This window comes from Bacillus cereus group sp. BfR-BA-01379 (genome assembly GCF_022663605.1).
Lineage (GTDB): Bacteria > Bacillota > Bacilli > Bacillales > Bacillaceae_G > Bacillus_A > Bacillus_A mobilis.
In genome coordinates this window covers 46,449-59,667 of the sequence record NZ_JAKUFT010000029.1, presented here as the reverse complement: position 1 = coordinate 59,667, position 13,219 = coordinate 46,449, and the positions used below count along the sequence as shown (strand labels likewise).

Genomic DNA, 13,219 nt, shown 5'->3' with positions numbered 1-13,219 from the left:
TAATAATCAGTGGGGAATGGAAAAAACACTGATTAAAGTTTCGGTGTAGCCAGTTACAATTTGCGTAGTGTTTTAGGAACAAACAATTCACTACATATTTCTACAAATTATGCTATCATTATATCTATTGTATATTGAAGAGGTGATTGTATGTTAAAGATTGGATCTCATGTTTCCATGAGTGGTAAGAAAATGTTATTAGCAGCAAGTGAAGAGGCTGTTTCATACGGTGCAACGACGTTTATGATTTATACAGGTGCGCCGCAAAATACACGAAGAAAACCAATTGAAGAATTGAATATAGAAGCAGGAAGAAAACATATGGAACTAAACGGTATTGAGGAAATCATCGTACACGCGCCATACATTATTAATGTTGGGAATACGACGAAGCCAGAAACATTCCAATTAGGTGTGGACTTCCTTCGCATGGAAATTGAAAGAACATCGGCATTAGGTGTGGCGAAACAAATCGTTCTTCACCCAGGTGCGCACGTTGGGGCAGGAGCGGATGCTGGTATTCAACAAATTATTAAAGGACTTAATGAAGTGTTAACGCCAGAACAGACGGTTAACATTGCGTTAGAAACGATGGCAGGAAAAGGAACAGAATGCGGTCGTAGCTTTGAAGAAATTGCAAAGATTATTGATGGTGTAAAATATAATGAGAAATTATCAGTATGCTTTGATACGTGTCATACGCACGATGCAGGATATGATATTGTAAATGATTTTGACGGCGTATTAAACGAATTTGATAAGATTGTTGGTATTGATCGTTTGCAGGTACTTCATATTAATGATAGTAAAAATGTACGCGGCGCAGGAAAGGACCGTCATGAAAATATCGGCTTCGGTCATATCGGTTATAAAGCGTTACATCATATTGTGCATCATCCGCAGTTAATGCACGTACCAAAAATTCTTGAAACGCCATATGTAGGTGAAGATAAAAAAGATAAGAAGCCACCATATAAATTAGAAATCGAAATGCTGAAAAATGGTACTTTTGATGAAGGAATTCTTGAGAAAATTAAAGCGCAATAAGCAATAAGGAGGGGATTTTCCCCTCCTTATTTTAGTAGTTGCTGAAATAAAGTATTTACTTGTTGGGCAGTAGCAGGGGAGGTTACTTTTGCTATTTGTTTTAAGAGCGCTAGCCGTTCGTCATTATCGTAAATGTTAATATTCTTTCCTTTCATAAGTAAAACAATTTGATCAGCTTGGGCAGTCGTAATAGAGACTTCATATTCTTTACTATATTTCAATAACTCTTTTGTAGAAATATGATTTAATTTTTTATTTACGAGTTGTTTAATTAGGTTCATCGAGTTATCCTCCTTCACACGTTCTTCTATCGAAATATATGAGTACGTAGCTTGTACATATTCGTATAGAGTTTCTTTTTTCATGAGAAAAAGAAGCGTATGTTATAATATAAGGACAAAACTATAGAAAAAGAGTATAGGGAGGATTTATGGAGCAGAAGCAACATCGAAAAGAAAGTGTTATCCATCTTATTTATCGTTTAGTTATGATTATTTTTGGGGCAGCATGCGCAGCGGTAGCGATTGAACTATTTTTAATGCCAAATAAAATTATTGATGGTGGAATTATTGGTATTTCTCTTATATTAGATTATCTTACTCCTAATATTTGGTGGTTAAGTTTCTCTACTTTAGTCGTTATTCTCAATATCCCATTTATGTATTCAGGCTATAAGCAAATCGGAAAAACGTTCATGCTATCTTCGGCGTTCGGTATTGTAGCTTTAGCGTTTATTGAATCAACGTTACATGCTGTTCCGCCATTTACAACAGAGCCAATTTTAGCAACAGTGTTTGGTGGTCTTATTTTAGGTCTTGGTGTAGGGCTCGTTATTCGTCATGGTGGATCTATGGACGGAACAGAAATTATGGGTATTTTATTAACGAAGAAATTACCTTTCTCTGTTGGTGAATTTGTAATGTTTGTGAACTTATTCATTTTTGCATGGGCAGCATTTGTATTTGGTGTTGAACAAGCTATGTATTCTGTTATGGCGTATTATATTGCCTTCAAAACAATTGATACAGTCATTCAAGGTTTAGATGAAACGAAAGCAGTTTTAATTGTATCAGATCAATATGAGGAAGTATCAAATGCGATTTTGCATCGTCTTGGTCGTGGAACTACAAAGCTTGTAGCAAAGGGCGGTTACACGGATAAAGAAAAAGAAGTTATTTATGCAGTTGTAACACGTCTGGAAGTGACAAAGCTAAAATCAATTGTGTATGAAATTGATGCGAATGCGTTTGTTACGATTATGAGCACACAAGAGACAAATGGTGGTAAGTTTAAATCAGCTATTCACTAAAACATGTATCCTGCTATTTGAGGGCAAATAATCGGTAGGAGATTGCCTCATCTGATTAAGATTACATTTTATAGGAATATTTTTCGAAAGCAGAGAATTTTTCTCTGCTTTTTGTTATAATAGTAAGGTTTCTTGAAAAAAATGATATATTTTATGCAGATTGGTTTACAACTATAATAAGCTGTACTATAATTCAAATAGATATAAATCGGAATCATTCTGAATTAAAATAGGTGAGATGCTATGAATAATATATTAGAGATAGAAGGATTGTCATTTCGATATGAAGATCGAAATGTGTTAGAAGATATTAATTTGCAAGTTCCGAAGGGAGCTTTTTTAGGTTTAGTTGGGCCAAATGGTTCTGGGAAATCAACTTTGCTAAAATGTTTATTAGGCGTTTTAAAGCCGAAACAGGGAAGTATTCGTTTATTTGGTGTTGATAGTAAGAAGTTTAAAGAATGGAACAAAGTTGGTTATGTGTCGCAAAAGGCAAATAGCTTTAATTCTGGTTTTCCGGCAACTGTTTTTGAAGTTGTATCAATGGGACTCGTTTCGAAAAAAGGGTTGTTTCGCTTTTTTACGAAAAACGATAAGGAAAAGGTAGAAAAAGCAATCGCTGATGTAGGGATGAGTGAGTTTCAAGGGCGCAATATCGGAGAACTTTCTGGTGGACAACAACAGCGTGTATTTATTGCTCGAGCGCTCGTTAGTGATCCTGAATTACTTATTTTGGACGAGCCCACTGTTGGAATCGATGTGAAAAATGTAGAAAGTTTTTATGAGATATTAGAGGATTTAAACAAAAGGTTAGGAATCACATTAATTCTCGTTACTCATGATATGGGAGCTGTTACGGAGAAGGTAACACATGTTGCATGCTTAAACCAACATCTACATTTCCATGGAAATGTAGAGAAGTTCCGAGAGTTAGAAGATGCAGAAATGTCCGTCTTATATGGACACCATGTTCATCGTTTAGAACACGAGCATGAGCATCACGGGAGGATATAATGATACAAGATTTTTTACAATATGACTTTTTACGTAACTCTTTATATGCAGGAATTTTAATAGGACTTGTTGCACCGCTTATCGGTGTATTTGTTGTTATTCGCCGTATGTCTCTTATTGCGGATGCATTAAGTCACGTGACATTATCGGGTATTGCTGCAAGTTTACTACTAGAAAAAACAATTTTCACAGGAGGATTTTTAAATCCTTTATATATGGGAATGGTTTTTTCTATTGGTGGGGCGTTACTAATTGAAAAATTACGTACTGTATATAAACATTATCAAGAATTAGCAATTCCGATTATTCTTTCAGCAGGAATGGGGATTGGTGTTATTTTTATATCACTTGCAAATGGATTTAACACAGATTTATTTAGTTATTTATTTGGGAGTGTAAGTGCTGTAACAAGTACAGATTTAATCATTATTGGCATTGTAGCAATTGTTGTTATTGTAACGATTACTTTATTATACAAAGAGTTATTTTTACTATCGTTTGATGAGGAATATGCTGTATCAACTGGTTTGAGTGCAAAGTGGATTCACTTTATTTTCATTATATTGGTTGCTCTTGTCATTGCAGTATCAATGCGTGTAGTAGGGGTTCTTCTCGTATCATCATTAATGACGTTACCAGTTGCAGCAAGTATTCGTATTGCGAATGGATTTAAACAAACAATTTTCTTTTCCATTTTATTTGGTGAAATTGCAGTAATTGGTGGAATGTTTGCTTCATATCAACTTGATTTAGCACCAGGTGGTACGATTGTTATGATAGCAGTTCTTATTTTAATTGGTGCGATTTTATGGAAAAAGAAAAAAACTGCATAAAGTAGGGATAGATATGAATCTAACAGAAGCTTTACGCCTAATGAAAGATAAAGGATACAAACATACTGGGAAAAGGGAAGAAATGCTCAGGTTATTTGCAGCTCACAATCGTTATTTAACGGCGAAAGACGTTTTAGAGCATATGAAGGATGATTATCCAGGTCTTAGCTTTGATACGATTTATCGTAACTTAACGGTGTTTGCTGAAATTGGTGTTCTGGAACAAACGGAATTAAATGGTGAAAAACATTTTCGTTTTACATGTTCTATTATGGAACATCATCATCATTTTATTTGTTTAGATTGCGGGGGGACGAAAGAGATTACTTCCTGCCCGATGGATTTTATGAATAAAGATTTTACCGGTTATGAAGTAACCGGTCATAAGTTTGAAATATACGGCCGTTGTCCAAAATGTGCAAAGTAAAAGCTCGTCAGTTATATAACTGACGAGCTTTTTACGTAGAAAAGAAGGTTGCTCACAAATATTGTGGCAACCTTCTTTTTATTGTTCTTGTGTTTCTTTTTCTTTTTCTTTTTCTCGTTCAGCAGCCATTTCAGCAGCGATTACGTCGATTTCTTTTTTCAGTTCTTCTACCATGATTTCTTCTGGTACTTTACGAACAACTTGCCCTTTACGGAATAATAATCCTTCTCCACGTGCACCAGCAATACCGATATCAGCTTCACGAGCTTCACCAGGACCGTTTACAGCGCAGCCAAGTACTGCAACTTTAATTGGTACTTTTAGTGTAGAGATGTATTCTTCTACCTCGTTAGCGATGCTAATTAAGTCAATTTCAATACGACCGCAAGTTGGACAAGAAATAAGTGTTGCTGCATTAGATGCAAGGCCGAATGACTTTAACAGTTCGCGTGCAACTTTTACTTCTTCAACTGGGTCAGCACTTAATGAAATACGTAGTGTATTTCCGATGCCTTTATTTAAGATTGCTCCAAGACCAGCGGCACTTTTTACAGTTCCGGCAAATAATGTTCCAGATTCTGTAATACCTAAATGTAATGGATAATCAAAAGCACGTGCAGCTTTTTCGTATGCTTCAATTGCTAAATTAACATCAGAGGCTTTCATAGATACAATAATATCGTGGAAATCTAAGTCCTCTAAAATTTTAATGTGATGTAGGGCGCTCTCGACCATACCATCTGCAGTTGGGTATCCATATTTTTCTAAAATGTGACGCTCTAATGAACCTGCGTTTACACCGATACGGATTGGAATACCGCGTTCTTTTGCTGCATTTACAACAGCTTCTACTTTATGGCGACGACCAATGTTACCTGGATTGATACGTACTTTATCAATGCCACCTTCAATTGCTTTTAAAGCAAGGCGATAATCAAAATGAATATCAGCAACAAGTGGAATGTTGATTTGTTTTTTAATATCAGCAATAGCATTTGCTGCGCGTTCGTCTGGAACAGCAACACGAACGACTTGACAGCCAGCTTCTTCTAAACGTTTAATTTCAGCAACTGTTGCTTCAACATCATGTGTTTTTGTTGTTGTCATACTTTGTATAATTAATTCATTATTACCGCCAATTGTTAAATTACCGACTTTAACTGGACGTGTTTTTGTACGATGAGTCATTTCATTCACGAATAGATCGCTCTCCTTATAAAAGAAGTTTCTTATTTAGTCCCTCATATCAATGATAGTATACGTGATACAGGGCTATAGAAACCGAAGTGCTCGGTTTCACTTTTACTATTGTATCAGCGCCTTTATGTAATTGACAAGGATTAAGTGATTGCTTATTGATATAACGGGAATTTATAAGACTTTCCAATTTGTATTTTTGTAGCAGATGTATTTTTATTTAATTGTTTAAAATCATCAATTACTTTTTCGATAGAAGGAATTTTCTTCTTATTAATCGCTTCTGTAATGGAAAGAACGGTATCACCTGTTTTGACTTCTATTGTTTTATAAGTGACATCTGTTTCTTTTTCTGCTTTGTTTTCTTTATTTTGTTTTGTATCTGTACTTTCTTGTTTTATCGTTTGGGCCGCATTTGTTTTTTTATATGAACTTAACATCGGTAAAGTGCCGATTTTTATATCGTAATAAAATATATAACCAAGAACAAGCACGAATAAGAATATACCTAATCTCTTCATATTCTTCACTCCTTTGCTAGGAATATATGCTTGTCCAAAAAAAAAATGCCTATTTAGGCATTTTTTTGTTCTTATTTTTCTTTCGGTTTTGGAACTTCTTTAATCGTTAAGTATAGAACAATTAAAACAACGGCGATATAAATGAATGTTGAACCAGGCACAACAATTTTGAATAAATCCATAATCATAAAGAAGATGGTTGGAATTGTGTAGCTGTATGCAGTTAACGTCCATACTTGCTTATAAGATAATTTACGTTGACCACTCATAGCTGAACCTATAAACGCAAGTAAAGTAATTCCTAAGAAAGTAATAAATAATTGGAACAGGTATACTAACACGCCGATAACGACTAGTAAAATTGGATAAATACTATCGAAAACAGAAATGAAATCTTGCAAATCTTTCTTCTCAAGAGATGTCCCTAATAAATCATTGTAGGAGTAAGTTTGTTGCTGACCATTTCCTATAGAAACTACTTTATCTTTTAAAATAAATAAACCAGTTTTGTTTTGATATTGTTCTATATCTGTTGTATTGGGATCAAATACGAAAAGAGCATCTCCCTCTTCCTTTTGAATAGGTTGTTCAATATCTGCTTTTAGTTCACCGTTTTCGATTTTAAAATCAGGTAAATCTTTTTCAATTGCTTGATTTACCATGGTAACACTATCTTGGATAAAGCTACCGTAAAAGAATGTTCTTGGAATAGTAGTGATTAGACAAAGTAGCATAATATACAAAATGGTTTTTCCGATTTTTTGAAAACGGAATAGCGCCATATCTTTAGGCGAATATACGCTTTTTGCTAATTGGGTAAATATGGACATAGATTCACTTCCTTTATGTATGTATAAAATCATTGTAACGTAGGAATCTAGGGAATCTCAAGATATATTATATTTACATATAGTGGAGATAACTAAATTTCTTTTTATTAATTTTCTTCTTTTGAATGAGAAAAATACAATTGACACTTTTCTTTTCTATATGGTAAATTTATCTTACATTTCTTAAAGGATATATCCGATAGGAATTCCTTTATTTGATATGTTGTTACATACATAATTGTGGACCCTTAGCTCAGCTGGTTAGAGCAGACGGCTCATAACCGTCCGGTCGTAGGTTCGAGTCCTACAGGGTCCATATCCATTTCACATGTTTATTATGTCAGCAGGAAGCTTCCTTGTAGAAGGGAGCTTTTTTTACGGAATATATGAGCATTTTAATTGAAAAGAAGTGGGAATTTTGCTACGTTAGTGATAGCAAGACAATGTGATTTATTTGTTTGCACCCTATGGCAATTAGGGTAGAATGAAGTTGTATGTCACTTAAGTGGCAATACATAAACTGGGAGGAATATAACAATGGCAAAACACGAATTACCAAATTTACCTTATGCGTATGATGCTTTAGAGCCTCACTTTGACAAAGAAACAATGAACATCCATCATACAAAACATCATAACACGTACATTACAAACTTAAACGCTGCTTTAGAAGGTCATGCAGAATTAGCTGACAAAAGCGTAGAAGAATTAGTTGCAAACTTAAACGAAGTACCAGAAGCAATCCGTACAGCAGTACGTAACAATGGTGGCGGACATGCTAACCATACATTCTTCTGGACAATCTTATCTCCAAATGGTGGCGGACAACCAGTAGGCGAACTTGCAACTGCAATTGAAGCGAAATTCGGTAGCTTCGATGCATTCAAAGAAGAATTCGCAAAAGCTGGCGCAACTCGCTTCGGTTCTGGTTGGGCTTGGTTAGTAGTAAATAATGGTGAGTTAGAAGTAACAAGCACGCCAAACCAAGATTCTCCTCTAACTGAAGGTAAAACTCCAGTTATCGGTTTAGATGTTTGGGAACATGCTTACTACTTAAATTACCAAAACCGTCGTCCAGACTACATCGGTGCATTCTGGAACGTTGTAGATTGGAACGCTGCTGAAAAACGTTACCAAGAAGCTAAATAATTGTAATAACGATAGAAAAAGCTAGGAGAATGCTCCTAGCTTTTTTCTATGCTTTCCTTTTACATAATTGGGCTTGTCTTTGGAAGACTAGAACATGAAGTAAAGGAGAGTTGTGTATGAAGTGGAAACATATAATTGGTGACGTTGAAGTGAATCGGGATTTAGTGTTATTGCTCCTTATTGGAGGTTTATACACGCTCGCAATTTCTTTATCGAATACGTTTGTTAACATTTATTTATGGAAACAAACACAAAATTATGTGAATCTTGGCTTGTATAATTTGGCCAGCGTTGTATTACAGCCTCTCACATTTCTTATAGGTGGGAAATTAGCGAAACGTATTGATCGCTCAATCTTGTTACGAATAGGTGTAGGCACGTTGGCAATTTTTTTTATCGTTGTTTTAGTAGCGGGAAAAAGCGCTTCTCACTATATTTTATTAATGGGGGCTCTTTTAGGAGTCGGATATGGTTTTTACTGGCTCGCGTTTAACTTATTAACATTTGAGATTACAGAACCAGAAACAAGAGATTTCTTTAATGGGTTTCTTGGGCTTCTTACATCCTTCTCTGGCATGATTGGACCGATAGCAGCTGGATACACAATTTCACGTATGGAAAAATGGAGTGGCTATACAGTCATATTCTTTCTTTCGTTACTGTTATTTGCAATTGCTGTCATTTTAAGCTTTTTTGTATCTAAGAGAGAATGTGAAGGACGGTATGAAATTGTACAAGTATTGAAAGAGCGGCAGATTGATAAAAATTGGGGAAGAATTACACGTGCTCATTTTTTCCAAGGGCTGAGAGAGGGAACGTTTATTTTTGTGATTTCCGTGTACGTGTATTTAGCAACTGATAGCGAGCTCGCATTAGGGAAGTATAGCTTAGTAAATTCAGCTGTATCATTTGTGTGTTACTATTTAGTTACTCGTATGTTAAAGAAAGAATGGCGAAAAAAAGCAATTTTGCTTGGAGGCATTATTTTATATGCTGTCGTATTTTTAGTTATATTCAATGTTACATACGCAAAATTACTTATTTATGCAGCGTGTATTGCGATTGCATACCCTATTTTGCTCGTTCCGTACGGGTCCATGACATATGATGTAATTGGCAGAGCGAAAAATGCGAGAGAGTGGCGTGTAGAGTATGTAGTTGTCCGGGAATTATGGTTAAATGCAGGAAGAATTTGCTCGATTTTAAGTTTTTTATGTGCTGTACTATTCTTTCCGCCTGAAAAAAGTTTACCTTACTTATTATGTATTTTAGGTGCAGGACATTTTCTTATCTATTTTGCAGTTAAAAATGTCAAATATGATGAGGGAAATGCGAGTAAAACAAGTGTTGTAACGCAAGCGACTGCGCAGAACCAAACAGAACCAGAAGGTTAACTTCTCGTTTGTTTTATGCTAGAATAGAAAAAGATGTAAGACAGCAGTGAGGACACCTGTATGAAGGTGTCCCTTTCACATTACATAGCTGTTGGTAGAGGGGGTTTGTATGAGCAAGAAGCAGAAACAACAAAAGAAAAAGACTCACGTTCCTTTTCGGTTAAACGTGCTGTTTTTCTGCGTGTTTTTAATGTTCTCCGCGGTTATTGTAAGGCTTGGATATGTACAAATTGTTCGCGGTGAGGAATATAAGAATGAAGTGGAGAGGAAAGAGAACTCGACGATAAGTAATCCTGTACCACGTGGGAAAATATTTGACCGTTATGGGCGAGCTGTAGTAGATAATGCAGCTGTACGTACGATTACATTTACAAAAATGAAAGGATCAACTGCAGAGGCTCGCTTAGAAACAGCGAAAAAGCTAGCAGATTTGATTGAAGTACCGACAGATAAATTAACAGATCGCGATAAAAAAGATTATTGGCTTGCTATTCATAAAGAGGAAGCGAAAGAAAAAATTACGAATAAAGATCGTCAAGAGTTAAAAGATAAAAAAATTGACGATAAAGAATTAGATGAGCGTCAACGAAATCGCGTGACAGAAGAAGAAGTGAATCAATTATCCGCAAAAGATTTAGAAGTACTAGCGATTAAAAGCAAAATGGACGGCGGATATGCGATGACGCCACAAGTCATTAAAAAAGATGCTACAGAAGAAGAATATGCGATTATTAGTGAAAGCCTAGCAGCATTACCAGGTGTAGATACGAATGTTGATTGGGATCGAAAGTATATTTATGATGATTTATTCCGAAGTGTACTTGGCGGGGTGTCAACGTCTGATGAAGGTTTACCGAGAGAAAGACTAGATTACTATCTTGTTCGTGATTATAACCGAAATGACCGTGTAGGGAAAAGTTATCTTGAGCAGCAATATGAAGATAGTTTGCACGGTAATAAAGCGGAAGTGAGAAATATTACAGATAAAAACGGTAATATTTTAGAAACGATTAATGTATCAAAAGGGCAGAGTGGTAACAATCTGAATTTAACAATTGATATGGAATTACAAAAGCGTGTAGAAGAAATTATCACTAAAAATTTATTGAGATATAAAGGGGGACAACCTCTTTTAGATCGTGCATTCGTTGTAATGATGAACCCAAAAAATGGTGAAGTTTTATCTATGGCAGGGAAACAGTTAGTGAATGAAAATGGCGAAACGAAAGTACAAGATTTCGCATTAGGAACGATGACAAGCTCTTATCCGATGGGATCAACTGTAAAAGGTGCGACAGTACTTACAGGCTATCAAACAGGTGCGATTCAACCAGGTTCAGTTCAACTCGATGAACCAATCGTATTGAAAGGAACGCCGAAAAAATCTTCTTGGAAGACGATGGGATATATTAATGATCTGACAGCATTAAAAATGTCTTCTAACGTTTATATGTTTAAAACGGCGATGAATCTCGCAGGTGTTCAATATGTGAGAGGTGGTACGTTAGATATACCACAAAAAGCATTTGATACGATGCGTTATTATTTCGGACAGTTTGGACTTGGTGTGAAAACAGGTATTGATTTACCGAATGAATCAGCGGGCCAAACAGGTAAAGGAATTCAGCCAGGTTTCTTATTAGATTTATCAATTGGACAGTATGATACGTATACACCACTTCAATTAGCGCAATATGTTTCAACAATTGCAAATGGTGGTTACCGTATGCAGCCGCAAGTTGTGAAAGAAATTCGTCAACCGGCAGTGAAACAAGATGAGGTTGGAAAAGTGGTTCATTCAATGGAACCGAAAGTGCTAAATCGTATTGATATGCCTGAATCACAAATTAAACGTGTTCAGGAAGGATTTAGACAAGTATTTAATGAGTCTGGTGGTACAGCTGCGAAATACTTTACAGGCGCATCATATAAAGCTGCTGGTAAGACAGGTACAGCTCAAACTGTGTATGGCGGAGATAAAGAGATTGGTAGAAAAGCAAATGGTGAGCGTAAGGAAACATATAACTTAACATTAGTAGGTTATGCGCCACTTGAAGATCCTGAAGTAGCATTTTCTGTTGTTGTACCTTGGGTAGATGATAAATCAGGTATTAACGGATATATTAGCCGTGACATTATGGATGCGTACTTTGATTTGAAAAAAATAGAAAATGGTGAAGCTACAAAAGAGGAAATAGATAATAAAAAGAAAAATAAAGAGCAAGATGATGAATAAAAAGTTTTAAAAAAAGCACACTATCTGAAAAGATAGTGTGCTTTTTTTTATGGTTCATGCATACGTTTTAATAAGGTGGACAAGCATATTATATCGAAAAAAATGAGAGATCTCACAAATGATACTTACGCAAACCTCTGGAGGATAACAATTTTATGAGCTAATTATTTGTGAAGATGAACGGTGGATACGGATTCAAGTTTTACCTTATGTTGATTCCTGTGGAACTTTACAAAACTTTTACAAACAATTAAAACCGAATTAATAGTTTAGCAGTATTCTTATATCTGTAATCCTGTTATTTCCGGTTACTTCTAGGAGGAAGAACACGTGAAATGGATAAGTGCATCGATTAAAGTTTTCATACTGTCGACATGTTTCCTTTATGTTGGCACGTCTACTGCATTTGCTGTGAATGAAATGGGAGAAGTGAGAGTTGATGGATCCTCAACAGTTTTTCCTATTATAGAAGCAGTAGCGGAGGAATATACAAAGGTGCATCCAAACGTGAAAATCTCCATTAGTGTTTCTGGAACAGGAGGAGGATTTAATCGTTTCAGTAAAGGAGAAGTAGATATAAATAATGCTTCGAGAGCAATGAAACAAGTGGAAGAAAATGAAATGAAGAAAAACTCCATTCAGTTTACACCGTTTGAAGTCGCTTACGATGGTCTTACGATCGTTGTGAATCGCCAAAATACTTGGGTAGACAATATGACGGTAGACGAGTTACGTCTATTATGGAGTGAAGATGAAAGTGAAAAGCGATGGTCACAAATTCATTCATCATGGCCACGTGAACAGGTGAAGTTTTATGCGCCAGGTGTAGACTCTGGTACGTATGATTATTTTCAAAATGTCATCTTACAAAATAGTCGCATTGTAAAAAAAGTCTCTTTGTCTGAAGATGATCAAGTTATTATGCAAGGGGTAATGAATGATAAAAATGCCATTGCTTTTGTAGGATATGCTTATTATATGGCCAATCGAGATAAGGTGAGAGCAATAAAAGTGAATGGTGTACTTCCGACGAAAGATACCATTCAATCAGGTAAGTATAAGCCATTATCTAGGTCGCTATTTGCTTATGTAAATGATGCATCTATCCGAAATAAAATGAATGTAGCAAACTATATTGAGTTTATGATTCAGCATGTAGGTAATCTTGCTGAAGAGGTTGGATATGTAAAATTACCAAAAGAAAAATACAATGAACAGCTGCGGATGTTAACAGAAATAAAAAGGTAATGTCAGGGTGGAAA

The 13,219-nt window shown here is 35.6% G+C and carries 13 protein-coding genes and 1 tRNA gene; 10 read left to right on the top strand and 4 right to left on the bottom strand.

Annotation, left to right across the window (positions count from 1 at the left end; translation table 11 throughout):
• The first annotated feature begins 150 nt into the window (after nucleotides 1-150).
• Nucleotides 151-1,047 carry a deoxyribonuclease IV gene (locus MR113_RS13395; protein ID WP_000912459.1) on the top strand — a complete coding sequence of 299 codons (897 nt, stop codon included), beginning with the start codon at nucleotides 151-153 and terminating at the stop codon, nucleotides 1,045-1,047.
• A 26-nt stretch (nucleotides 1,048-1,073) separates the two neighbouring features.
• On the opposite strand, the gene MR113_RS13390 is transcribed toward MR113_RS13395, so the two are convergent.
• Entirely contained in the window at nucleotides 1,074-1,328 is a 255-nt protein-coding gene (locus tag MR113_RS13390; protein WP_061677324.1) for a DUF2624 domain-containing protein, read from the bottom strand.
• A 149-nt stretch (nucleotides 1,329-1,477) separates the two neighbouring features.
• Here MR113_RS13390 and MR113_RS13385 point away from each other — a divergent pair, with 149 nt between their 5' ends.
• From MR113_RS13385 to MR113_RS13370, 4 genes are all read left to right on the top strand, one after another.
• Nucleotides 1,478-2,356, top strand: a complete 879-nt coding sequence (locus tag MR113_RS13385) for a YitT family protein (protein ID WP_061677326.1) — start codon at nucleotides 1,478-1,480, stop codon at nucleotides 2,354-2,356.
• A gap of 243 nt (nucleotides 2,357-2,599) precedes the next feature.
• Nucleotides 2,600-3,370: a metal ABC transporter ATP-binding protein gene (locus MR113_RS13380; protein ID WP_001059649.1), complete on the top strand. Its 771-nt coding sequence runs from the start codon at nucleotides 2,600-2,602 to the stop codon at nucleotides 3,368-3,370.
• On the top strand, nucleotides 3,370-4,203 hold the full coding sequence (locus MR113_RS13375; RefSeq protein ID WP_097819263.1) for a metal ABC transporter permease: 834 nt from the start codon (nucleotides 3,370-3,372) through the stop codon (nucleotides 4,201-4,203). Before MR113_RS13380 ends, MR113_RS13375 begins: the two co-directional genes overlap by 1 nt.
• A gap of 13 nt (nucleotides 4,204-4,216) precedes the next feature.
• The gene (locus tag MR113_RS13370; RefSeq protein ID WP_242254758.1) at nucleotides 4,217-4,630 is read left to right on the top strand and encodes a Fur family transcriptional regulator; all 414 of its coding nucleotides are present in this window, start codon (nucleotides 4,217-4,219) and stop codon (nucleotides 4,628-4,630) included.
• A gap of 78 nt (nucleotides 4,631-4,708) precedes the next feature.
• On the opposite strand, the gene ispG is transcribed toward MR113_RS13370, so the two are convergent.
• The 3 genes from ispG to MR113_RS13355 form a co-directional block, all read right to left on the bottom strand.
• Nucleotides 4,709-5,818, bottom strand: a complete 1,110-nt coding sequence (ispG, locus tag MR113_RS13365; RefSeq protein ID WP_122950842.1) for a flavodoxin-dependent (E)-4-hydroxy-3-methylbut-2-enyl-diphosphate synthase — start codon at nucleotides 5,816-5,818, stop codon at nucleotides 4,709-4,711.
• Nucleotides 5,819-5,982: 164 nt separating this feature from the next.
• A complete protein-coding gene (locus MR113_RS13360) occupies nucleotides 5,983-6,348 on the bottom strand; it encodes a hypothetical protein (RefSeq protein WP_242254756.1) in 366 nt (121 codons plus the stop codon).
• 71 nt (nucleotides 6,349-6,419) lie between these two features.
• Nucleotides 6,420-7,178 carry a DUF1189 domain-containing protein gene (locus MR113_RS13355; RefSeq protein ID WP_242254754.1) on the bottom strand — a complete coding sequence of 253 codons (759 nt, stop codon included), beginning with the start codon at nucleotides 7,176-7,178 and terminating at the stop codon, nucleotides 6,420-6,422.
• A 242-nt stretch (nucleotides 7,179-7,420) separates the two neighbouring features.
• Here MR113_RS13355 and MR113_RS13350 point away from each other — a divergent pair.
• The 5 genes from MR113_RS13350 (at nucleotide 7,421) to phoX (ending at nucleotide 13,205) form a co-directional block, all read left to right on the top strand.
• A tRNA-Ile gene (locus tag MR113_RS13350) sits at nucleotides 7,421-7,494 on the top strand.
• Between the two features lie 221 nt (nucleotides 7,495-7,715).
• The gene (gene sodA, locus MR113_RS13345; protein WP_001052031.1) at nucleotides 7,716-8,327 is read left to right on the top strand and encodes a superoxide dismutase [Mn]; all 612 of its coding nucleotides are present in this window, start codon (nucleotides 7,716-7,718) and stop codon (nucleotides 8,325-8,327) included.
• A gap of 116 nt (nucleotides 8,328-8,443) precedes the next feature.
• A complete protein-coding gene (locus tag MR113_RS13340) occupies nucleotides 8,444-9,721 on the top strand; it encodes an MFS transporter (protein ID WP_097819265.1) in 1,278 nt (425 codons plus the stop codon).
• A gap of 109 nt (nucleotides 9,722-9,830) precedes the next feature.
• A complete protein-coding gene (locus MR113_RS13335; protein WP_242254752.1) occupies nucleotides 9,831-11,957 on the top strand; it encodes a peptidoglycan D,D-transpeptidase FtsI family protein in 2,127 nt (708 codons plus the stop codon).
• 330 nt (nucleotides 11,958-12,287) lie between these two features.
• Nucleotides 12,288-13,205, top strand: a complete 918-nt coding sequence (phoX, locus tag MR113_RS13330) for a phosphate ABC transporter substrate-binding protein PhoX (RefSeq protein ID WP_242254750.1) — start codon at nucleotides 12,288-12,290, stop codon at nucleotides 13,203-13,205.
• Nucleotides 13,206-13,219 lie beyond the last annotated feature (14 nt).